Here is a 20,042-nt window from a genome sequence, read left to right as displayed (position 1 = left end):
GCCCCTGCGGCACGTCCGGTCAGTCGGGCAGGGTCACCACGCCGTCGAGATAGCGGCGGCAGCGCCCGAGCAGCAGGACACGATCGTCGACCAGCGCACAGCGCAGGGAGCCGCCGCGGCGCGACAGCTGACGGGCCAGCAGCTCGGTGCGACCCAGCTCGGCGGCCCACAGCGGAACCAATTGGGCGTGCGCCGATCCGGTGACCGGGTCCTCCGGCACGCCGATGCCGGGGGCGAAAACCCGTGAGACGAAATCGACTTCCGCGCCGCGGGCCGTGAGGACGGCCGCCCTGGGCAGCGGCGGAAAGGCGCTCAGCAGCGGACGGGCGCGGCGGACTTCGTCTTCGGAAGCCACCACGACGACCTCGTCGGTGCCGGAGAAGGCGCGCACCGGCGCCACCCCGAGCGCCGCCACCAGCGCCGGGTCCGGCTCGACCTCGACGGAGGCCACCGTCGGCAGGTCGAGCACGTACTCGTCGTCGTCGGTGCGATCCACGTGCAGCCAACCGCTCCTGGTGAAGAAGCTCACCCGGTCGGCGCCGGGATGCATGTCCTCGAGGACCTGGGCCGCGGCGGCGAGGGTGGCGTGCCCGCACAGGTCGACCTCCGCCGCGGGGGTGAACCAGCGCAGGTGGAATGCCGGATGATCCCCGGGCGGCCCGACCGCCTCCGGGGGTAATTGCGAGGTGTAGAAGGCGGTTTCGGCGAGGTTGTTCTCCTCGGCCAGGTTTTGCAGCAGCTCGTCCGGCAACCACGACGTCAGCGGCATCACGGCCGCCGGATTACCCGAGAACGGTGCGTCGGCGAACGCGTCGATCTGGTGCAGCAGTACCTCCATAATCGGAGAAGGTACTCCAACCCCGAATGATCGCTTCGCACAAGGCATCTCGGATCACCGCCGGGCAGGTGACGCGGGTCACGCGCTGCCGCCGGGCGAAGCGGGGATGAGCCTGCGCTGCTCGCCGTGCAGTGCGGCGCTGATCCACCAGATCGCCTCGACCAGCACGATGCCGACCGCGCCGCAGACGAACGCCGCCGTGGTCAGCGCCTCGTTGGACGGGTCGAGCTTGAAGAACTCACGGGTGAACGGCACGGTGAACAGCACGACGTAGGCCGCCATGGACGCCACGATCAACACCACCTTCCACCACACGTACGGCCGGGCCACGATGGCCAGCACCCACATCGCGATCATGATCAGAGTGATGAGCGCGGTAGTGCCCGCCTGCTCCTTCTGCGTCTCGGTGGCATCCGGCCCCGCGTAGGCGATCAGGTACGCCACGAAGGTCGCGACGCCGATCACCACGCCGGACGGAATCGCCAGACGCATGACGCGCGAGACGAATCCGGTGCGGGCGCGTTCGTTGTTGGGGGCCAGCGACAGGATGAACGCCGGAATGCCGATGGTGAACCAGGCGGCGATGGTGACGTGGCGCGGCAGGAACGGATAGCCGATCGGCTCGTAGTCGAAGATCTGCGAACCGATACCGGCCACGCCGACCAGGAACGCCAGCAGCACCGAGTACACGGTCTTGGTGAGGAACAGATTCGAGACGCGCTCGATGTTGCCGATCACCCGGCGGCCCTCGCCGACGACGTACGGCAGCGTCGCGAATTTGTTGTCCAGCAAGACGATCTGCGCCACCGCCCTGGTCGCCGGGCTGCCCGCGCCCATGGCCACGCCGATATCGGAATCCTTCAGCGCCAGCACGTCGTTCACGCCGTCGCCGGTCATCGCGACGGTGTGCCCGCGCGACTGAAGCGCGCCGACCATGGCGCGCTTCTGATCCGGACGGACCCGGCCGAAGGTGGTCTCGTGCTCGAGCACGTCGGCGAGTTGCTCAGGGTCCTCGGGCAATCGGCGCGCGTCGACGGCGTGCTCGCCGCCGGGCAGGTCGAGCGAGGAGGCCACCGCGCCCACCGAGACGGCGTTGTCGCCGGAGATCACCTTGATCGAAACGTCCTGGTCGGCAAAGTAATCGAGCGTCGCCCGCGCGTCGGGGCGGATCTTCTGCTCCAGCACCACCAGCGCGGCGGGCCGCACTGTTCCCGGCGCGTCGGACGCGTCCACCGGGCGGTCGCTCTGCGCGAGCAGCAGGACGCGCAGGCCGGAGGAGCCGAGTTCTTCGGCCATGCGCGCATCCTCGGACTCCGGGTCGAGCAGCACGTCCGGCGCGCCGAGCAGCCAGTCGCCGTGCTCGCCGTAGGAGAAGCCGCTCCACTTCTTGGCCGAGGAGAACGGCGCGACCGCGGTGTGCTGCCACTCGGGCCGGTCCGTCAGCTCTTCGGCGATGGCCTGCACACTGGCATTGGGGCGCGGGTCGTCGCCCGCCATCGCCGCCAGTGCCCGGCGGACCGCGCCGTCGTCGAAGCCGTCCAGGATCTTGATGTCCGACAGCCGCATACCGTTCTCGGTCAGGGTGCCCGTCTTGTCCGCGCACACCACGTCGACGCGGGCCAGGCCCTCGATCGCGGGCAACTCCTGGACCAGGCACTGGCGGCGGCCGAGCCGCACCACACCCACCGCGAACGCGATGGAGGTCATCAGCACCAGCCCCTCGGGCACCATCGGCACCAGCGCGGCCACCATGCCCGTCACCGCGGGCCGCCAGCTCTCGCCGCTGGAGAACAGCTGGTTGTAGATGCTGAGCAGACCGGCGGGGATCAGCAGGTAGGTGATGAATTTCAGGATCTTGTCGATGCCGCTGCGCAGCTCGGAGTGCACCAGGGTGAATTTGCTGGCCTCCTCGGCCAGCTTCGCGGCGTAGGCGTCGCGGCCCACCTTGGTGGCCCGGTACGCACCGGAGCCGGACACCACGTAACTACCCGACATCACCTCCGCGCCGACGGCCTTGTCGATCGGGTCGGCCTCGCCGGTGAGCAGCGACTCGTCGATCTCCAGCAGGGCGGACTCCTCGACGACGCCGTCCACCACGATCTGGTCGCCCGGACCGAGCTCGATGAGGTCGTCGAGCACCACGTCCTTCGGCGCCACCTCCTGCGCGACGCCCTCGCGGCGCACCGTCGGCCTGGCCTGGCTGACGATGGCCAGCTGGTCCAGCGTCCGTTTGGCCCGGATCTCCTGGATGATGCCGACCGCGCTGTTGGCCACGATCAGCAGACCGAACATGCCGTCGATGATCGAACCGGTCGAAAGCACCAGGACGAACAGCACACCGAGGATCGCGTTGATCCTGGTGAAGACATTGGCGCGAACGATCTCGCGGACCGAGCGGCTGGCCCGGTCCGGCACGTCGTTGGTGAGCCCGTCGCGGCGACGTTGCTCGACCTCCGCCGCGGTGAGTCCGGTCGCGCCCGATGCCTGAACGGTTATCGACATGACCGCCAGCCTAATAGGGCGCTGCCGGGCGCAGTCCGTCCGCAAACCGCGGATGGCCGAAGCGAAGACGGAGGTTCGCCGGGCATTCATCCCATGAACAGCGGCCGCCCATTAGCCTGGCACGGGTGCGGCGAAACAGATCCATCCCCGGTGTTGCCTTCGGCACCAGTGCCTATCTGATCTGGGGGTTGTTTCCCGCGTTCTTCGGTCTGCTCGCCTTCGCCAGTGCGGTGGAGGTGCTCGCGCAGCGGATCCTGTGGACGCTGGCGGTGGTGCTCCTCGTGCTGGTGGTTACCGGACGCTTGCGCGAGATGGCCGGCATCGGCGCGCGGACCTGGCGGTTGGCCGCGCTGGCCTCGGTGGCGATCTCGATCAACTGGGGCGTCTACGTCTACGGCGTCACCTCGGGGCACGTGGTGGAGTGCGCGCTCGGGTACTTCGTCAACCCGCTGGTGACCGTCGGATTCGGCGTGGTCATCTTCCGCGAGCGTCTGCGGCCCCCGCAGTGGGCGGCGCTGGGGCTCGGCGCGGCCGCGGTCGCGGTGCTCACCGTCGACTACGGCAGGCCGCCGGTGATCGCGCTCGCGCTGGCCTGCTCGTTCGCGCTGTACGGACTGGTGAAGAAGGTCATCCCGCTCGACGCGCTGCGCGGCATCGCCGCCGAGGGCATCGTCGCCGCGCCGTTCGCGCTCGCCTTCGTCGTGGTGCTGCTCGCCACCGGTCGCAGCGCGTTCACCTCCGGCGCGGCACACGCCGGGCTGCTGATGTCGACCGGACCGGTCACGATGGTGCCGCTGCTGCTGTTCGCCGTTGCGGCGCAGCGGGTTCCGCTGTCCACCATGGGTCTGCTGCAATACCTCACGCCCGCGCTCCAGATGGCGTGGGGCGTCGCCGTGGTGCACGAGCCGATGCCCGCGTCCCGCTGGGCCGGCTTCGGGCTCATCTGGGCGGCGCTGGCGATCTTCACCACCGACGCCCTGCTGCGCGCCAGGCACGGTCGGCGCACCCGGACTCTGATCACGCCCAGTGACGTCTCCGCCCCCTGAGCACGTCTGCACCGCTGGGTCTTTCGTCGCGAATCGGCGTACGTCGCGACGGCTCCAGCTCCGTGTTCATAGGTCGACCCCACCGGAGCGTTTTCGTCGCATCGGCACAGTGAACAGTGCCGACTGTTGTCCGGATCGACAGGGGGCCGAGGCGGGGCGCTCCGGTACATTGACCGCGATCGACGCTGGACCGGAGGGTTTCACGATGCTGGACGACGGGCGACTCGACAGGGCGGCCGGTGTGCTGCTCGGTACCGCGGCGGGCGACGCGCTCGGCGCCGGATACGAATTCACCCGGCCGGGTCCCGAGCGGGAGATCGATATGATCGGCGGCGGGGCGTTCGACTGGGCGCCCGGCGAATGGACCGACGACACCTCGATGGCGCTGGCGATCGCACAGGCAGCCGACGACGGCCCCGGACTCGAACTCGACGCGGTGGCAGCCGGATTCGTGCGGTGGTTCGACTCCGATCCACCGGATATCGGCGTGCAGACCAACCGGGTGCTCGCCGCGCGACCGGCCTCGGCGCGAGCCATGCAGCAGCAGGCCATGTCCTTGGACGGGCTGACCGGCGGCAACGGTTCGCTGATGCGCACGGCCCCGGTCGCATTGGTCTATCTGGACGACGCCGCGGAATGCGTGCGGATGGCGGGCGCGATCGGCCTGCTCACCCACCACGACCAGCAAGCCGTCGAGGCGTGCAAGATCTGGACCTACGCCATCCGGCACGCGGTGCTGACCGGGAACTTCAACGGCGTGCGGGAGTACATCGCGAGCACCGACAGCGCCGACTACTGGAATCGCCTGCTCGATCAGGCCGAAACCGGTGCGCCCGCCCACTTCCCGAACAACGGCTGGGTCGTGCACGCGCTACAGACCGCATGGTGGGCCATCACGACCGCCGACGCCTCCGGCCCCCAGCATCTTCCGCTCGCACTGGAACTCTGCGTCCGCGCGGGCGGCGACACCGATACCACCGCCGCCATCGCGGGCGGCCTGCTCGGCGCCCGCTGGGGCGCCTCCGCCGTCCCCGCCCGCTGGCGTTCCATACTGCACGGCTACCCCGGCCTCACCGGCGACGACTTGGTCGCCCTGGCCGCGCGCATCGTCCGAGCGAACGCCACCGCTTGAGCGACAGGCCCGGCCGCGCGGGGCATCCGTGCGGCCGGGCCGAAGCCGAATCAGTACGCGGTGTTGATCGGGCCTGGGCTCCACAGCCCGGAGTGGTCACGCCTGGCGATCGCGGGCTCGGCGGGAACGGCGCTGTCATCGATGCGCGTGAACGCCTGGAGATCACCCCAGTCGCGGTCCCAGTCCTCGTTCAGGTAGGTGGCCAATGTCCTGGCGCGCAACAGCATTCCGGTCCAGCCGAGCGGCCCGCCGCCGTCGTGGCTCTGCCACAGATTGGTGACGGCGGCGCCGGGACGGTCCGGCAGGATGCGGTAGCCGGGGATCTCCGCGATGCCGTCCCGGTGATCGAACGGGCGCTGGTTCGGGAATTGCAGGCTGACCATCCAATCCACCAGGGCGGGCGTGGCGCCCACCACCTCGTTCAGCGTCCTGGTCTGCGGCACCCGCGGCGGCGTCACGGCCAGCCACTGCTTCGGGTTGCGGTCACGATCGACCGCGACCACTCGGATCACGTCGGCCTGCGCGGGAATCTCGGCGAACGGCACCCGCAGGTTGCGCCACGACGGCGCCGGACCGATGTCGATCGGCACGACCCGGCCCATCGGCTGCGCGGTGGACGCGGAATCCGTCGCGCCGTACTCGATCTGCACCGACTGACCGGGCGTCACGACACCGTCGGCGTCCACCGACCAGATCCGGCCCGCGGCGCTGAGCGCGATGATCCCGGCCCGGTCGCGCGGGTCGGGCAGCCGGTACCAGCCGGTGGTCAGCTCGGCGGGGCCCGCGTCGCCGGAGCGGTAGCTGCCCAGCACCGGCACCCGGGCCGGGTCGAGACCGAACGGCAGTGCGGCGGTGGCGGTTCCGGCCTCGTCCTCCGAGGAGGACTTGGCGCTCAGCGCGTCGGCGATGCTGCCGGTCGAGTTGCTGCCTTCGTCGTCCGGTCGCAAGTCCTCGGCCACACCGGCGGGCGTGAAACCCTTCGCGTCCGCCGAGAACGTGCTGTGCGCGTCCCCGGTGAGCGGCGCGAGCATGCCCTCGTTCGGATCGGTCTCGACCAGGACGTGACCGGCCAGTCCGTACGGCTTGCCCGTCACCGCTTCGATGTTCGAGCGCGCCAGCGAGAACGACTCGCCCTGCGCCACCGCGGCCTTGGCGAAGGACCCGATGTCCCACACCACCAGCAGCGCCAGCGCGATGGTCAACGGCGGCAGCAGCGACACCCGCCACCCGAAGCGCGAAACACGATGCGGAGTACCGGGTTTCGGCGCGCGTACATGCCACCAGGCGGCGACCGCCAACAGCGCGAAGGCGACGAACCGGAACACTTGGTTCAGCATCACCCCGGCGATCGTCGGCGCTTTGTCCCACCAGGGCATGCCCCAGGCGGAGACGTACCACCACCCGTTGGGCCCGGAGAACACCAGCGCCAACAGGAACGCGATCACCGCGGCGAACAGCGCGCGATTGCGCGGCGACCGCAGCACCGTGGGGCCGACCGCCATCGCGGTCAGCACCGCGACGCACCCCGCGACGCCGGCGTACACACCGAAGTGGTGGGTCCACTTGGTCGGCGTGACCATGATCATCAGCAGCGCGCCGATCGTGGTGCCGAGGATGCGCCGGGACGGACCCGTGGCGGTCAGCGGGATGCGGCCGCCCTTGCGCAGCAGCACGGTCACGCACACCAGGATGCCGACCAGCATCGCGAAGATGCCGATCCGGCGGCCGACCGAGCCGTCGATCTCACCCTGGAACAGGTACTGGTAGCGCAGGTACTCCTGGAACCACGGCACATCGGGGCCGATGGCGTGGTGCACCCGCTGCATCTCGAAGGCGGCGGTGAGCGGCTGGTCGGCGAACGCGATCGCCAGCACGACCACACCGGCCGCGCCGAGCGGGGCCAGCAGCGTCGCGTAGCCGGGCAGGCGCTGCCGCACGCTCCGCGGCGCGCCCACCTTGTCCATCACGATGTGGGCCACCGGGCGCAGGCCGGACAGCAGCGCGGCGACGCAGATGAGGCCGGACGGACCCGCCGTCACGGTGAACGCCGCGATCAGAATCGCCAGCGCGGCGGGCAGCAGCCGCCGGGTGGCGATCGCCCGTTCCACCGAACACCAGGTGAGCAGCAGTCCCAGCGCGACAGGAGGTTCGGGTCGCAGGCCGTTGTCGTACGGCAGCCACACCGCGAGGAAGCCGAGCGCGCCGGTCCACAGCGCGACCTTGTTGTGCCGCACCGCGACCCCGAGCCGCGGCACCACCTCGCGGCTGAGCAGCAGCCACAGCAGCACGCCCGCCGCCAACGCGGGCAGCCGCACCCACGGGCTGGCGGTCGTCACCTCGGCCATGATCCGGATCAGGTCGTAATACGGTGTGCCGATGGGGTTTTCGGGCACCCCGAAATAGGCGAAGTAGTTGGCCATGTACCCCGCCGTGCCGGACGCGCGCGCCATGCCGAACTGATAACCGTCGTCGGAGGTGGTGGCGCCGATGAAATGCCAGAGCGCCAGCACGCCGAGCACCACGCCGTCCAGCACCGAGAACGTCCACCAGCGTTGCGGCAACAGACGCCGGGTGCGCCTACCGTCCTCGCGGTCGATCCGGTAGAGGGCGACGAGGCCGACGAGGGTGGCCAGCACCGCGAGCCAGATGGCGGCCCGCTTGACGGGGGTCGGGCTGGAGGAGAAGCGGGTGTCCAGCTCCGCCGTGACCGTCGCGCCGTCGGCGGCGGCCAGGTCGCTGTAGATGCCGACCAGCTGCGGGCGGTAGTCACCGTCGAGCGTGGCGGGGAAGCCGGGCGCCTCGAATCCGACCATCGTCGCCGTGGCCTTCGCGGTGTCGGCGTGCACGGTGAGCTCGCAGCCCGGCGGCAGCTGGTCGACCGGCGTGCTGAGCAGCGCCTGGTTGCGCAGGATGACGTCGAGCCGGGCGGGCGCATCGGCGGTGGGCGTGGTCACCCGGGCGAGAAAGCCGTAGCGCTCACGATCCGGAGCGCCGTTGGGCGCGGTGGCGGCGAGGGTGCCGCCCTTGACGGCGAGCTGGCCGATGGCCGCGCACGGCAGGGTCGCGTCGAAGGTCAACGGCGCGTAGGCCACCAGCGGCGCCTCCACGCTGCGCGCCGAGCCCGCCTGCGGCCACGAGAGTGTCGCCGCGTCCACCCGAACCGGGAGCAGGGGCACCGCAACCGCGCACAGGGCGCCGATCAACGCCGCGATCAACGCGACGGGTCGCGCCCATCGTCCATTCGTATTCCGTTGTGCCGTCCCGGGTCTGGAATCCTCGACGGACGGCTGCCCCGCCCACACCATCGTGTCAGCCACGACGCCAGATAGTAACGATCGAATCTGAGAACGAAACCCATTGCCCGGGCGGCGGTACCGGAATCACCTCGAAAAACACCGCCGACCTGGGGATTCTCGCCTGCGGAACGGCACGCCGGGCCGGGAGGCACCTGGTGGTCGCGGCCCGGATCCGGCCCGGGCCGCGACGGCGCGCATCAGGCGCAGGCGGGCGACTGCTGGCCCAGCGCGGTCAGCATCTGGCAGGCCCACGCCTTCTGGACCTTCCACTTGCCGTTCTCGGCGACGAACGGCACGTCCGCGATGTTCTCCTGGTTGTTCAGCACGATCGTGGCCTTGGCGTTGATGGTGTCGCCGAAGGCGGTCACCTCGGTCACCGTGACGCTGGCGCCGGTCTGCTTGTACGCCTCGGCCAGTCGGCTCGGCAGCTCGGGGTCGGCCTCGGCGCCCTGAATCATCTCCAGCTTCTCCGAGTTCGGCACCGCCGGGTCGAGCGCCTTCTGCAGCTGTGCGTTCAGCTCCGCCACGGTCGGGACCGCGGGCTGGTCCGCCGCGGCGGTGGCCTTGGCGCTGGTCGTCGTCTTGGTCGTCTTGGCGGGTTCGTTCGAGTCGTCGCCACCGCAGGCGGTCATGCCCAGGCTGGCGACGATGGCGAGGCCAGCGATCGCGATGCGTCCAGTCGTACGAAGCTTCAACTGCTCGTCCTTTGCGTTCGAGGAGGGTCCGTGTCGTCACCGCGGCAGCGTCCACCGAGCGCCGGCGGCACTGCCCGAGGCATCAGGCTACCGGTCAGTGCAGACTGCCGAGCGGATCAGCCCGGGACAGACTGATGTCGTCGGCGCTGAAGGTACGCGCCGGGCCCGGCCCTGTCGAGCTGGTCTCGAACCGCACGGTGACCACGCCGTGGCCCGCCCCTTGCACCCATCCGTGCCCGTAATCCGGGTGTGAGACATCCATTCCCGGATACCAGAGGCGCGCCGACGGGCTCGGGTCGGCGGCGGTCGCAGCGGGTGCGACAGGCTCGCTCGATTCCCACTCGGTTTCGAGCGTGTCGTCGGCCGGACTCCGATCCAGCTCGGGGAACAGCGACTCCTGACGCACCGTCGACAGCCCGCCGAAGCCCACCCCCACCAAGCGGATCGGGCCGAGTTCTTCCGGATCGATCGCGGACCGCTGAGCGGCCGTGGTGAGCGTGGCCAGGTCGGTCGTCGCGTAGGGCAGGGTGAACGAGCGGGTCACCACGCTCATATCCGACTTCTTGAGTTTGAGCACCACGGTGCGCGCGGCCCTGCCGTCCTTGCCGAGCCTGGCGTGCGCGGCCGCCGCCATGGTCTCGATCGCGGGCCGCAGCTGGGCCAGGGTGACGATGTCGGTCTCGTAGGTGTTCTCGGCGCTGATCTGCTTGGCCTCGGCGCGCTCGGCGACCGGCCGGTCATCGATGCCACGGGCCAGCCGGTGCAGCGCGGCCCCGACGCTGCCGCCGAGCAGCGAGACGGCCTCCGATTCGGGCAGCGCGGCGAAAGCGCCGACGGTCTCGATGCCGACCGAGCGCAGCCTGCCCTCGGCCACCGGCCCGATCCCCCACAGCTTGCGGACCGGAAGAGCGGCGAGCAGGCTCTGCTGTTCGCCCGGCGAGACGACACGGATGCCGTCGGGTTTGGCCAGGCCGGAGGCGATCTTGGCGAGCTGTTTGCCGCTGCCCGCGCCGACCGAGGCGACCAAGCCGGTGCGTTCGCGCACCAGCGCGCGCAGCTCGGCGCAGAATTCGTAGACCTGATCGGCGTCGGCACCGGCCAGTTCCTCCGGTTCGCCGAACGCCTCGTCGAAGGAGAGCGTCTCCAGCACCGGGATGCGGCTGCGCAGCGCCTCGAACACCCGCCCGCTGACCACCGCGTAGACCGCGCCGCGCGGCGGCACCACCACGGCCGTCACCCCGACCAGGCGTTTGGCCTGGTGCATCGGCATCGCCGAGCGCGCGCCGAAGACCCTGGCCTCGTAACTCGCGCCCGCGACCACGCCGCGCCCGCCGGTGCCGCCGACGAGCACCGGACGGCCGCGCAGGGTCGGACGGGTCAACTGCTCGACCGAGGCGAAGAACGCGTCCATATCAATGTGCAGCACCCAGCGCCGGGAGGTGCGGCCGATCGCCGCCTGCTCCGTTGCTCGATCGGTTCGCACGACCGGGAATCTACGGCACCCCTCCGACAGGTCCGCCGCGGCGGCAACCGTGCGGTGGCTCCCGGATTGCTGTCGATCTGCTGTGTGACCGCACCGCTGGGCAGGCCGGGCGATCGAACCGCTTCAGCGGCCGTGACCAGGGCCGATACCTAGCGCACCAGCTATTTCCGACACGATGCCGAAGAGCGGGGATGGCGCGTTGGCCGCCGGTTCGTATGTGATGATCGGACACATGAAGATCCGCAAGGCAGTCATCCCGGCGGCCGGTATCGGCTCCCGGTTGCTCCCGCTGACCAAGGCCATCCCGAAGGAGATGCTGCCGGTCGGCGACAAGCCGGTCATCGAGCACACAGTCCGTGAGCTGGTCGCCTCGGGCATCACCGACATCACCATCGTCGTCAGCGGCGGAAAGTCGTTGATCCAGGACCACTTCCGGCCCAACCCCGCGCTTGTCGCGCAGTTGCGCGCAGACGGAAAGACCGCCTACGCCGACGCCGTCGCCGAGGTCGGGGAGCTGTCCCGCCTCGGCCACATCACCTACCTCGATCAGCACGGCCCCTACGGCAACGGCACCCCGGTCCTCAACGCCGCCCGCAACGCGGGTGACGAGCCGATGCTCGTGCTCTGGCCCGACGACGTGTTCGTCGCCGAGGTGCCGCGCGCCCAGCAGCTCATCGACGCCTACGAGGCCACCGCCGCGCCGGTGCTCGCGCTGATGCCGATGAACCCGGCCGAGTCCAAGCGCTACGGCGTCCCGGTCGTCGCCGACGACCAGGGCAACGGCCTGCTGCGCATCACTGGGCTCATGGAGAAGCCCAAACCCGAGGACGCGCCGTCGGCCTACGCCGCCATCGGCGGCTACGTCGTGACCCCGGGGATCATCGACGAACTGCGCCGCCAGACCGCGGCCTGGTACGAGCACCGCACCGGCGAGGTCTACCTGACCGACGCCATCAACGTGCACGCGTCGGACAATCCGGTGTTCGGCCAGGTGATCCGCGGCCGCTGGTACGACACCGGCAACCCGGGCGACTACCTGGTCGCGCAGTTCGCCTCGGCGTTGGCGCATCCGGAGTACGGTCCGCTGCTTCGCGGGCTGGCCACCGACCATCTCGCCTGACCCGCACCGGTTTTCACGCCGTCAGAAGCGCCGGACGGCGTAGATCGCGAACTGCCGGATCGGCGAGAGGCCGACCGGCACCCCGCGTCCGTAGGCGTTGAAGACGTTCCCGAATCCGGCGTAGATGCCGACGTGCGAGCCGTCCTTGTTCAGCACGACGACGTCGCCCGGCGCCATCTGACTGACCGGCACCGGAGCGCCTGCGGTCGCCTGCTGCCAGGTCGTCCTCGGCATGTTCACGCCGACCATCCGGAACGCCCACTGCACAAGCCCGGAGCAGTCCCAGCTGTTCGGACCGGTGCCGCCCCATTCGTAGGGCTTGCCGGTCTGGGTCATGGCGATGGCGAGCGCGGCGAGGCCGCGCGGACTCGGCACGCCGAGCGCCACCGAGCCACTGGCGCTGCCCGTTCCCGAGCCGGACGCCGAACCCGAACTCCCCACGAAGTTGCGGTCGTCGGACCAGGCAGGCCCGGCGAGCAGCAAGGTGGCGAAGGTAGCGACGACGAACCCGACGACTGTCCGGCATAACGGTTTTCTGTTCATGAACGCACCCCTCCTGTCGGTCCGGCAAACAGGCCGCATCGAGCGGCCCTGCTAAGCCGCGGCGCCGGCCTCGTCATCGGGGGTGGAGCCGCAGACCACCGCGCATGCCCGGCCACGCAACGGGGCCGACCAGCGCGCATCAGGTAGAACATGCCTCACGGAAAATTACTGCTGCACCAATGCTCAATCAGCGCACCAACAGCAACAGGCCTCGATTCTGCCCCGCCGTCCTCGAAGCAGGACAGGTTTCCAGCAAATTCTCAGCGTGTGATCTATGTCACTCTTGCGGAATACCGGCAGCATGCGTCGGACGATCGCGAAACAGAGGACACCGAGAAAGTCGAGGCACCGGGCCCCGCGCGGAAAATGCAGGCCACCCGGCATCGAAAATCGAGGACCGAAAGGGGCGCCGCGAATATCGGCGTCGATAAGGGGAGCAGGCGTCGGGGCGGGCGGTGCCGCCCACCCCGACGATGTGCTCAGGCCTTCGTCACCGTGGCTCTCACGCCGCCGACGAGCTCGGCGGCGTCGGCGCTCGCGGCGCCGAAATCGAGTGCGGTGGCGAGGATCTCGCCCGCGATCAGATCGCGGTGGGTCTGCGCCCACGCCAGCCGCTCGATGGGGACATCGAGGACCACGGTGATCCGATCGGAGACGTCCAAGCCCAGCGACTTGCGGGTCTCCTGGAGGTCGCGGATCAGGTCGCGAGCCCAGCCCTCGGCCTCCAGCTCCTCGGTGACCACCGAGTTCAGCACCACCAGACCCGCGTTACCCGGCAGCGCCGCGGTGGACTCGGGCTCGGCGGCGACCAGCCGCTGCGTGTATTCCTCAGGGAGCAAGGCGATTCCGGCGGCGCTGACGACACCGTCGGCGCCCTCGGACCACTCCCCCGCCTTGACCGCCTTGATCACCGTCTGCACGTCCTTGCCGAGGCGCGGGCCCGCGGCACGGGCGTTCACGGCCAGCTCGAAGCGCCCGTGCACGGCGACGTCGGTGGTCAGATCGACCTTCTTGACGTTGACCTCGTCGGCGATGATGTCGGCGTACGGACGCAGCCGCTCGGCATCGCCCGCCGCGATGGTGACCTCGGCCAGCGGCAGCCGCACCCGCAGGTTCTTGGCCTTGCGCAGGCTCAGCACCGTCGAGCAGACCATGCGCACCTCGTCCATGGCGGCGACCAGCTCCGGATCCTCCGGCAGCTCGCCCTCCTTCGGCCAGTCGGCCAGGTGAACCGAGCGGTCGCCGGTGAGCCCGCGCCAGATCACCTCGGCGATCAGCGGCAGCAGCGGCGCCGCCAGCCTGGTGACCACCTCGAGCACGGTGTGCAGGGTGTCCACCGCGTCGCGTTCCTCCGACCAGAAGCGCGAACGCGACCGGCGCACATACCAATTCGTCAACGCGTCGGCGAACGAACGCAACTCCTCGCAAGCGCCCGCGATGTCGTAGACCTCCAGCGCCTCGGTCATCACGTCGCGGGTTTGCGCCAGCTTCGCCAGGATGTAGCGGTCGAGCACGTTCGACGAATCGGTGCGCCACTCGCCGGGCTTCGAGGCGTACAGCTGCAGGAAGGTCCACGCGTTCCACAGCGGACGCAGCGCGTGGCTGACGCCCTCCCTGATGCCGCGCTCGGTGACGATGAGATTGCCGCCGCGCAGGATCGGCGAGCTCATCAGGAACCAGCGCATCGCGTCGGAGCCGTCCCGGTGGAACACCTCGTTCACGTCCGGGTAGTTGCCCTTCGACTTGCTCATCTTCAGCCCGTCGTCACCGAGCACGATGCCGTGCGCGGCAACGGTTTTGAAGGCCGGGCTGTCGAACAGCGCGGTCGACAGGACGTGCAGGGTGTAGAACCAGCCGCGGGTCTGCCCGTTGTACTCGACGATGAAGTCGCCGGGGAAGTGCCCTTCGGTCGCTCCGCCGGCTCCGCTCCTGTGACCGTCGAACCAGTCCTTGTTCTCGAACGGGTAATGCACCTGCGCGTACGGCATCGAGCCGGACTCGAACCAGCAGTCCAGCACCTCCGGCACCCGGCGCATGGTCGACCTTCCGGTCGGATCATCCGGATTCGGCCTGGTCAGCTCGTCGATCATCGGCCGGTGCAGATCGGTCGGGCGCACGCCGAAGTCGCGCTCCAGCTCGTCCAGCGAGCCGTAGACGTCGACGCGCGGGTAGGCGGGATCGTCGGACACCCACACCGGGATCGGGCTGCCCCAGTAGCGGTTGCGGCTGATGTTCCAGTCGCGCGCGCCCTCCAGCCACTTGCCGAACTGGCCGTCGCGGATGTGCTCGGGCACCCAGGTGATCTGCTTGTTCAGCTCCACCATCCGGTCGCGGAACTTGGTCACGGCGACGAACCAGGACGGCACCGCCATGTAGATCAGCGGCTGCCCGGAGCGCCAGCTGTGCGGGTAGGAGTGCTCGATCGTCTCGTGCCGCAACAGCTTTCCCGCGGCCTTGAGGTCTTTGATGATCACCGGGTTGGCGTCGAAGACCATCAGGCCCTCGTACGGCGGCACCATCGAGGTGAACTTGCCGCCCGGATCCAGCGGCTGCACGATCTCGATGCCGTTGGCCGCGGCGACCTCCATGTCCTCCTCACCGAAGGCGGGGGCCAGGTGCACGATGCCGGTACCGGAATCGGTGGTCACGTAGTCGGCGTTGAGCACCCGGTGCGCGTTCGGGTGGCCGACGAAGAAGTCGAACGGCGGCGCGTAGGACAGACCGGCCAGCGCAGCGCCGTCGAACTCGCCGAGCACGGTCGGCTCCTCGCCGAACTCCCGGGCGTAGTGCGAAACCCGCTCGGCGGCAAGCAGATAGCGTTTGCCGTCGGCGGCGCTCAGGTGCACGTAACGCACGTTGGGGTGCACGGCGATGGCCAGGTTGGACGGCAGGGTCCACGGCGTGGTGGTCCAGATGAGGGCGTTGGCGCCGTCGAGGTCGCGCAGCGGGTGCTCGGCGGGCACGCGCAGCGCCATGTCGACGGTGACGGCCGGGTCCTGGCGCATCTTGTAGGCGTCGTCCAGGCGGGTCTCCTGGTTCGACAGCGGCGTCTGCTCGTACCAGCTGTAGGGCAGCACCCGGAAGCCCTGGTAGATCAGGCCCTTGTCGTAGAGCGACTTGAACGCCCACATCACCGACTCCATGAAGTCGAGATCGAGGGTCTTGTAGTCGTTGTCGAAGTCGACCCAGCGGGCCTGGCGGGTGACGTAGTCGCGCCATTCCCCGGTGTAGCGGAGCACCGAGGATTTGCAGGCGGCATTGAATTCCGCCAACCCCATGGCGTCGATCTGTGATTTGTCCGTGATACCGAGCTGCTTTTCCGCTTCGATTTCCGCGGGCAGTCCGTGACAGTCCCATCCGAAACGACGATCGACACGATTGCCGCGCATCGTCTGGAAACGTGGGATCAAATCTTTCACATAGCCGGTCAGCAAATGACCATAATGCGGCAGACCGTTGGCAAAGGGCGGACCGTCGTAGAAGACGAACTCGGCTGCACCGGAGCGGTTCTCGATGCTGGCGCGGAAGGTGTCGTCGGCCGCCCATGCGTCGAGCACGCGTTCTTCCAGCTCGGGGAAGCTCGCCCCGGAGCCTGCGCCCAGATCCACGCGGGGGTATGCGCTCTTGCTGTCGTCCGCCATCGCGGATGCGTCTCCTCGTGCCACCGCGCCGCAGGCGCGTATCAGTGGTTGGCACGGGGACGACCTCGGCGCCCGGTGCGCCGAAACCGCGGTACCACCCCGTTTGTCCTGGCCAGCCCCATCGGGACCGCCGGACCGCTCGTTGCGAGCTGTGACGGGCTCACCCGTTCGGTTCTACTGAGCGCCGCGCGCTCCCTCCGCGGGGAGGCGGGGCGACGCCGTTCTTCCGAAGGCTCCCCGGTGATGGCCGGATCGGCGCCGTTCTGTCTCGATTCTAACCAGTCCGGGCAAACGATATTCCCGCGCCCGGCCTCAGCGTTTGGCGTGCCGCCCTGGCGGCGGCGGTGCGTCGTTGTCGGGCCTGCGCATGGAAAGAGCGCTCACCAGCAGCAACACCGCGCCGATGACGCACACGACGATGCATCCCCACGCCCACAGCACCGACCCGGTGGTCAGCGCGGTGACGAGCAGGGCAAAGCCGATCGCGGCGAGAACGAGCGTCAGGACGAGCATGATGACCCCCTCGGCGTCCCTCAGCCTTCGGCCCGGCCACGCGCGGACTGTCGCTCGACTCCGTCCGGCTCGGTCCGTCAGGCATGCCAGGCGATTCGACTGTACCTCTGGCTACTCGAACAACGACTTCGGCGACCGGCCGCGGCCGGGGGCCGCGCAGGGCGGAATTACTTGCCGCCCTTGGCGAACGACGCGGGCGCGAGGTTGTTCGCGGTGTTCACGTCGGCGAAGGCCTCGCCGCCGTCCACCGGGACCGCCGAGCCGCGGTTCTCGAGCTCCTCGAGCTGCGACTCCAGGTACGACTTCAGCCGCACGCGGTACTCGCGCTCGAAGGTCTTGAGCTGCTCGATCCGGCTCTCCAGCACGCTGCGCTGCTGGGTGATGGTCGCCATGATCTCGGTGTGCTTGCGCTCGGCGTCGGCCTGCAGCGCGTCGGCCTTCTCCTTGGCCTGGCGCAGCTGGCTGTCCGAGCGGGTCTGCGCGTCCGACAGCATCGCGTCGGACTTCTGGCGCGCGTCCGTGATCATCGCCTCGGAACGGGTCCTGGCATCGCCGACCAGTCGCTCGGAGTTCGCCCGCGCGTTGGAGAGCAGATTCTCCGCCTCGGTCTTCGCGTCGCTGGTCAGCCGGTCCGCCATCTCCTGGGCGAGGCTGAGCACCTTCGCGGCCTGCAGGTTCGCGTCGGCGCCGGGGGCGTCCTTCGGTGCGGGCGCGGGCGCGGGCATCGGCGCGGGCGGGGGTGCAGGCACCGGGGGTTTGATCGGTTCCGGCGGGGGAGCCTGCTGCACCGGGGCCTTGACGGTCGCGGGGGCGGCCTGCCGGTTCTTCTTGGCGTCGGCCAGTTCCGCATCGAGTTCGCCGACCCGCTGGCGCAGATCCGCGTTCTCCTCGATCAGACGCGAGAGCTCTTGCTCCACGAGATCCAGGAAGGCATCTACTTCATCCTCGTTGTAGCCGCGCTTCCCGATCGGCGGTTTGCTGAACGCGACGTTGTGCACATCAGCTGGGGTCAGCGGCATGGAAGGATCCCTTCACGCGTCTTTTGGAGATCTAGCAGATCTAGCAAGGTATCTTGGCCCATTCTGTCATACCGGAGCTACCGGTTGACCGAGCCTGCTCACGATCGACATCAGGATGAAGACGATGAATAGCAGGACCATAATCGACAGGTCCAGGCGAATTCCCCCCAGAGACACCGGTGGTATCAACCGCCTCAGCAGTTTCACCGGAGGGTCGGTGATCGTGAAGATCACCTCCAGGATGACGACAACGACACCGGTCGGTCGCCAGTCACGGGCGAAGCTACGAACGAACTCGACGATCACCCGGCTGATCAGCAACAGCCAGAAGATGAACAGTACGAAGTACAGCACCGCGAACAAGGCCACGACTTCACTCTGCCCGAAAATCGGCGTTGCGCAAAATGACCACACCGCCCCGCGCGCGACAAGACCGACGAACCCCCCGGATCAGACCGCTATTTCTGGTTGTAGAAGCCGGTTTCGGCGATCCTGCGTCGTTCCTCGGCCGATACGTCGACATCCGCCGGTGAGAGCAGGAACACTTTGGTCGCGACCTTGTCGAACGAACCACGCAGGGCGAAGGCTAGGCCGGCCGCGAAGTCGACCAGTCGCTTGGCATCGGCATTGCTCAGATCGACCAGGTCCATGATCACCGGATTGCCCTCACGGAAGCGCTCGCCGATGATGCGGGCCTCGCTGTAATCGCGCGGACGCAGCGTCGTGATCTTGGACAAGGGACCTCCGTCCTCGAAGATCCCTGGCCGGCGAGCGGACGCGGGCTCGGGGCGCACGCGCTCCTCCAGCCGCCGCTCCTCGGCGTCGGGATCGACGGCGAGCGCACCCCTGGTGGCTCCCCGCAACATGCCTGCGCCGCCGCCCGCACGGAACCGGCCCGTCGACGGGGCCGCATCGATACGGGTAGGCCGCCGCGACGACTCGTAGCGATCGTCGCCGTAGGGCTCGTCGGCGTACTCGTCGCGGCGCGCCGCCGGGTAGCCTGCCTGGTACGGCGACTTGTAGGCGGGCTCGGGGTAGTCCACGTCCTCGTCGAAACGGTCTGCGCCGTAACGATCTTCGGCATACCGATCGGCGCCGTAGCCTGGCCGGTCGGCATAGGAACGCGCCCGTGCGCCACCGCGCTCGTTCCCGCGCGGGGCGCGATCGTCGACGTAGTCGTCTTCGTAATCCTCGAGCGGAACCATGCCGAAGTACGCCTTGAACTTGTGCAGCGTGCTCATGATTGCACCCCGCTACCGCGCGGCACCGTCATGACCACGATGGTGGCTACGTCGAGTCCTCGCTCGCTGCGCTCGCTCATTCTGGTCGACCTTCCTTCGGCCCCGGTGGCGGCCGGGTGTTGAAGTCTTGCTCAGCCCTCTTCTGTCCCAATCTTATGTGTCAAATGTGACTGATGAGGTTTCTTTGCTAGCCCGAGGTTATCGGTCGAGTGCCCATCAGGGCGGTACCGACACGCACAACGGTCGAACCGTGTTCGATCGCTGATTCCAGATCACCCGACATTCCTGCAGAAAGCTCGGTTGCGCCGGGGTGTCTGGCGAGTAGCAGCGTGTGCAAAGTCGCAAGCCGTGCGAATGCGCTATCAAGGTCGGCATCGAGTGGCGGAATCGCCATCAAACCCCCGAGCTGCAGTCCTTCGGCGGCCGCGACCTGGTCCGCGAGCCGATCGAGATCGTCGCGGGCGACGCCGCCCCGTTCCGGGTCCTCGTCCAGGCTCACTTGGAGCAGCACGCGCACCGGTTCGGCGCGCTCACCAGCATCCAGCGCGGCCAGCGCGCCATTGTCAAGAGCCGTTGCCAGCCGTTCGCTGTCCACCGAGTGCACAGTGTGCGCCCAGCGCGCGACCACCCTGGCCTTGTTGCGCTGCAGGCGACCGATCATGTGCCACCGGATGTCTTGACGTTCGTCCAGTTCCGCCACCTTCGCGGTGGCCTCCTGCTCGCGCGACTCGCCGAATTCCCGGCAGCCGAGGCCGTACAGGATCGCCACATCCGCGGCGGGAAAGAACTTCGTCACCGGCAGCAGCCGCACCGAGCCCGGCTCCCGGCCCGCCGCCAGGCAGGCGGCGTCGATCCGCCCGCGCAGCATGTCCAGATTGCCCGAAAGCTCCGCGATACGCGCGTCGACTTGTGCCACAACGGTTTCCGAGTCGGTCATCGGCCACACCCCGAACCGGGCGACGCGCCCGAACCC

The 20,042-nt window shown here is 69.0% G+C and carries 15 protein-coding genes; 3 read left to right on the top strand and 12 right to left on the bottom strand.

Going from position 1 to position 20,042, the window contains the following annotated elements; all coding sequences use genetic code 11:
- Positions 1-19: 19 nt before the first annotated feature.
- Entirely contained in the window at positions 20-838 is an 819-nt protein-coding gene (locus ACRWNM_RS33630; RefSeq protein WP_431972194.1) for a PhzF family phenazine biosynthesis protein, read from the bottom strand.
- Positions 839-916: 78 nt separating this feature from the next.
- Positions 917-3,340: an HAD-IC family P-type ATPase gene (locus tag ACRWNM_RS33625; protein ID WP_431972193.1), complete on the bottom strand. Its 2,424-nt coding sequence runs from the start codon at positions 3,338-3,340 to the stop codon at positions 917-919.
- Positions 3,341-3,465: 125 nt separating this feature from the next.
- Between ACRWNM_RS33625 and rarD the strand changes: the two genes are divergently transcribed.
- Together rarD and ACRWNM_RS33615 are read left to right on the top strand one after the other, a co-directional pair.
- Positions 3,466-4,386 (top strand): EamA family transporter RarD, encoded by a 921-nt coding sequence (gene rarD / locus ACRWNM_RS33620; RefSeq protein ID WP_431972192.1) that lies wholly within the window; start codon positions 3,466-3,468, stop codon positions 4,384-4,386.
- A 205-nt stretch (positions 4,387-4,591) separates the two neighbouring features.
- Positions 4,592-5,518 carry an ADP-ribosylglycohydrolase family protein gene (locus ACRWNM_RS33615; RefSeq protein ID WP_431972191.1) on the top strand — a complete coding sequence of 309 codons (927 nt, stop codon included), beginning with the start codon at positions 4,592-4,594 and terminating at the stop codon, positions 5,516-5,518.
- A 50-nt stretch (positions 5,519-5,568) separates the two neighbouring features.
- Here ACRWNM_RS33615 and ACRWNM_RS33610 read toward each other — a convergent pair whose 3' ends face one another.
- The 3 genes from ACRWNM_RS33610 to ACRWNM_RS33600 all read right to left on the bottom strand — a co-directional run bounded on the left by ACRWNM_RS33610 (position 5,569) and on the right by ACRWNM_RS33600 (position 10,920).
- The gene (locus tag ACRWNM_RS33610) at positions 5,569-8,835 is read right to left on the bottom strand and encodes an arabinosyltransferase domain-containing protein (protein WP_431972190.1); all 3,267 of its coding nucleotides are present in this window, start codon (positions 8,833-8,835) and stop codon (positions 5,569-5,571) included.
- 176 nt (positions 8,836-9,011) lie between these two features.
- A complete protein-coding gene (locus tag ACRWNM_RS33605) occupies positions 9,012-9,509 on the bottom strand; it encodes a hypothetical protein (RefSeq protein WP_431972189.1) in 498 nt (165 codons plus the stop codon).
- A gap of 94 nt (positions 9,510-9,603) precedes the next feature.
- Positions 9,604-10,920 (bottom strand): DNA polymerase IV, encoded by a 1,317-nt coding sequence (locus ACRWNM_RS33600; protein ID WP_431972233.1) that lies wholly within the window; start codon positions 10,918-10,920, stop codon positions 9,604-9,606.
- Positions 10,921-11,224: 304 nt separating this feature from the next.
- Between ACRWNM_RS33600 and ACRWNM_RS33595 the strand changes: the two genes are divergently transcribed.
- Positions 11,225-12,112: a UTP--glucose-1-phosphate uridylyltransferase gene (locus ACRWNM_RS33595; RefSeq protein WP_357453579.1), complete on the top strand. Its 888-nt coding sequence runs from the start codon at positions 11,225-11,227 to the stop codon at positions 12,110-12,112.
- Between the two features lie 21 nt (positions 12,113-12,133).
- Here ACRWNM_RS33595 and ACRWNM_RS33590 read toward each other — a convergent pair whose 3' ends face one another.
- The 7 genes from ACRWNM_RS33590 to ACRWNM_RS33560 all read right to left on the bottom strand — a co-directional run bounded on the left by ACRWNM_RS33590 (position 12,134) and on the right by ACRWNM_RS33560 (position 20,006).
- Positions 12,134-12,655, bottom strand: coding sequence for an NlpC/P60 family protein (locus ACRWNM_RS33590; RefSeq protein WP_431972188.1), 522 nt, complete (start codon positions 12,653-12,655; stop codon positions 12,134-12,136).
- Between the two features lie 479 nt (positions 12,656-13,134).
- Entirely contained in the window at positions 13,135-16,296 is a 3,162-nt protein-coding gene (gene ileS / locus ACRWNM_RS33585; RefSeq protein WP_431972187.1) for an isoleucine--tRNA ligase, read from the bottom strand.
- Between the two features lie 312 nt (positions 16,297-16,608).
- Positions 16,609-16,809, bottom strand: coding sequence for a hypothetical protein (locus ACRWNM_RS33580; protein WP_068067639.1), 201 nt, complete (start codon positions 16,807-16,809; stop codon positions 16,609-16,611).
- Between the two features lie 167 nt (positions 16,810-16,976).
- Entirely contained in the window at positions 16,977-17,828 is an 852-nt protein-coding gene (gene wag31, locus ACRWNM_RS33575) for a DivIVA-like cell division protein Wag31 (RefSeq protein ID WP_431972186.1), read from the bottom strand.
- Positions 17,829-17,894: 66 nt separating this feature from the next.
- The gene (locus tag ACRWNM_RS33570; protein ID WP_067785731.1) at positions 17,895-18,197 is read right to left on the bottom strand and encodes a YggT family protein; all 303 of its coding nucleotides are present in this window, start codon (positions 18,195-18,197) and stop codon (positions 17,895-17,897) included.
- An 89-nt stretch (positions 18,198-18,286) separates the two neighbouring features.
- A complete protein-coding gene (locus tag ACRWNM_RS33565) occupies positions 18,287-19,069 on the bottom strand; it encodes a cell division protein SepF (RefSeq protein WP_431972185.1) in 783 nt (260 codons plus the stop codon).
- Between the two features lie 187 nt (positions 19,070-19,256).
- Complete coding sequence (locus tag ACRWNM_RS33560) at positions 19,257-20,006, bottom strand: YggS family pyridoxal phosphate-dependent enzyme (RefSeq protein ID WP_431972232.1); 750 nt, start codon at positions 20,004-20,006, stop codon at positions 19,257-19,259.
- Positions 20,007-20,042: the final 36 nt, after the last annotated feature.

The sequence above is a fragment of the Nocardia sp. bgisy134 genome (genome assembly GCF_965341865.1).
Classification (GTDB): domain Bacteria; phylum Actinomycetota; class Actinomycetes; order Mycobacteriales; family Mycobacteriaceae; genus Nocardia.
Note: the sequence above shows the minus strand (reverse complement) of the source record. Positions and strands in the feature narration are given on the sequence as shown.

Coding starts and splice junctions, on each gene's coding strand:
- ACRWNM_RS33630 (WP_431972194.1), bottom strand. CDS start 838: ATGGAGGTACTGCTGCACCAGATCGACGCGTTCGCCGACGCACCGTTC.
- ACRWNM_RS33625 (WP_431972193.1), bottom strand. CDS start 3,340: ATGTCGATAACCGTTCAGGCATCGGGCGCGACCGGACTCACCGCGGCG.
- ACRWNM_RS33615 (WP_431972191.1), top strand. CDS start 4,592: ATGCTGGACGACGGGCGACTCGACAGGGCGGCCGGTGTGCTGCTCGGT.
- ACRWNM_RS33600 (WP_431972233.1), bottom strand. CDS start 10,920: ATGGACGCGTTCTTCGCCTCGGTCGAGCAGTTGACCCGTCCGACCCTG.
- ACRWNM_RS33595 (WP_357453579.1), top strand. CDS start 11,225: ATGAAGATCCGCAAGGCAGTCATCCCGGCGGCCGGTATCGGCTCCCGG.
- ACRWNM_RS33590 (WP_431972188.1), bottom strand. CDS start 12,655: ATGAACAGAAAACCGTTATGCCGGACAGTCGTCGGGTTCGTCGTCGCT.
- ileS (WP_431972187.1), bottom strand. CDS start 16,296: ATGGCGGACGACAGCAAGAGCGCATACCCCCGCGTGGATCTGGGCGCA.
- ACRWNM_RS33580 (WP_068067639.1), bottom strand. CDS start 16,809: ATGCTCGTCCTGACGCTCGTTCTCGCCGCGATCGGCTTTGCCCTGCTC.
- wag31 (WP_431972186.1), bottom strand. CDS start 17,828: ATGCCGCTGACCCCAGCTGATGTGCACAACGTCGCGTTCAGCAAACCG.
- ACRWNM_RS33565 (WP_431972185.1), bottom strand. CDS start 19,069: ATGAGCACGCTGCACAAGTTCAAGGCGTACTTCGGCATGGTTCCGCTC.
- ACRWNM_RS33560 (WP_431972232.1), bottom strand. CDS start 20,006: ATGACCGACTCGGAAACCGTTGTGGCACAAGTCGACGCGCGTATCGCG.